The sequence below is a fragment of the Aerococcus sp. L_32 genome (genome assembly GCF_050689315.1).
Window position 1 is genome coordinate 1 of sequence record NZ_JBOEQF010000394.1, and the last position, 1,791, is coordinate 1,791.

Sequence of the window (1,791 nt, forward strand, 5' to 3'; positions counted from 1 at the left end):
GAATATGAAAAATCTTAAAATTTAATAGCCGATGATAAATTTAGTGTTATTGCAAACTTTTTGATAAGATGAATATTAAAAGTGATACATATCTTGGAGAAAATTTCTGATATTAATAGAAAGATTAGAAAGCAAAGAAGGTTTTACCAATTCCGAACGACAGATTGCAGATTATATTTTAAAAAATCCTACAAATATTCAAAATTTGACTGCAACTGAATTGGGTAGTAATTCTTATACGAGTGAGGCAACCGTTTTACGATTATGTCAAAAACTAGACTTGTCAGGCTATAGCGATTTACGTATGACATTGATAAAGGAAATCTCTGAAAAGATCGATTAAACCAACGTAGAAATGGGATTCATATCATAAGAATTGGTGGTCGCAAATCAGTAGCGCTTAAAGAAATATGTCATGAATATATTGTGATTGATGATAAAAATCATGTTCTTAATGTTGAGTCGATTGGTACTTATACGGCGATGATTTTTGTTTTAGATGTTATGTACTTGGATTTAATGTCTAAAAATTATGAAGAAAACTTAACATCATCAATTGAGGTATATAAGTACCATTAGTAAGATTATAAACATTCATTTTAATAAGTTTAAGAAAGGTATGACTGTGTGTTATGCCTTTTTTGATACCCAAAGTTTCAAGATTGAAGCCTAAGTTTCACTAAAATTTGAACCTTTAGTCCAATATCATGGCTAAATCCCAAATCACAAGGCTGAGATGCTATAGTTTGAACCGAGAAAGCGCTTTATATAAATTAAAAGGAGCAATACTATGAACGATAAACAATTAGCAGAGCATATTGCTTTCGATGAATTCAAAGGTGTAAAGTATGCCGAAGGTAATATGAGCTTTGTCTTTATAGATGATACGAATTCACAGATTGTTGATGGGTTGGGAGATCGCAGAAAATTCAAGCTACGTGATTACTTTTTTGCCTATCCATTGAAGACTCGTCAGAAAGTTCAAACAGTTACAATGGACATGTACATGCCTTATATGGAAGTTGTGAGAGAGATATTTCCCAACGCCAAAATCATTATTGATCGCTTCCACTTAGTTCAATCATTAAATCGAGAATTGAATAAGTTACGTATTGAAGTAATGAATACCTTCAGAGTTCCTGACCATAGATTGTACAACAAGTATAAAAGATATTGGCGACTATTCTTACTGCCCCGAGAAAACCTAAGCTCATGGGATTATCAATCATTCAAGTTATTCGATTGGCTTACGAATACCGGTGGTATTTTAGATTATTTACTGGATAAGAATCCATTATTAAAAAATACCTATAATGTCATCCATAACTTGCGTGAGGCACTCCAAGAGAATGTTTCTGAAGCATTTAAGGCTCAGTTAGCGCAGTCCAAATTAGTTAAATTACCAAGCGGATTAAGACGTGTGCTACGTACATTTACCAAACTTCAAAGATATATTGGGCATACTTTCAAATATAACCCACTTAACGAATGGCCGAATAGAAGGTTTGAATAATAAAATTAAGGTCTTAAAACGTATTGCCTATGGATACCGAAACTTCCAAAATTTTAGAACTAGAATATTATTGACGAACAAGCTATATCTAATTGAAATACCGGTAGTACAAGCAGCCTAAGGGCTGCTCCAAAAGCATATTATAAAGATAAATATGAATAATGGAGAAGAGTATATAAAAAACCAGGCAATCTAATGATTACCTGGCAGATATTACTCATCAGTCCTATTTGACGAAGAGCCAAAATTTAGACTAACATTTAGGGTCCCCTATACTG

The 1,791-nt window shown here is 32.7% G+C and carries 3 protein-coding genes; all 3 read left to right on the forward strand.

Translation table 11 applies throughout. The annotated features are described in order from the left end of the window. Window positions 1-115: 115 nt before the first annotated feature. The 3 genes from ACRCJ0_RS13290 (at window position 116) to ACRCJ0_RS13300 (ending at window position 1,634) form a co-directional block, all read left to right on the forward strand. On the forward strand, window positions 116-343 hold the full coding sequence (locus ACRCJ0_RS13290; RefSeq protein ID WP_418910752.1) for a MurR/RpiR family transcriptional regulator: 228 nt from the start codon (window positions 116-118) through the stop codon (window positions 341-343). A gap of 447 nt (window positions 344-790) precedes the next feature. Beyond that, window positions 791-1,513, forward strand: a complete 723-nt coding sequence (locus tag ACRCJ0_RS13295; protein WP_270370303.1) for a transposase — start codon at window positions 791-793, stop codon at window positions 1,511-1,513. Further along, window positions 1,419-1,634, forward strand: coding sequence for a transposase (locus tag ACRCJ0_RS13300; protein ID WP_418910751.1), 216 nt, complete (start codon window positions 1,419-1,421; stop codon window positions 1,632-1,634). The genes ACRCJ0_RS13295 and ACRCJ0_RS13300 overlap by 95 nt, the downstream gene beginning before the upstream one ends. The last annotated feature ends 157 nt before the right edge of the window (window positions 1,635-1,791 follow it).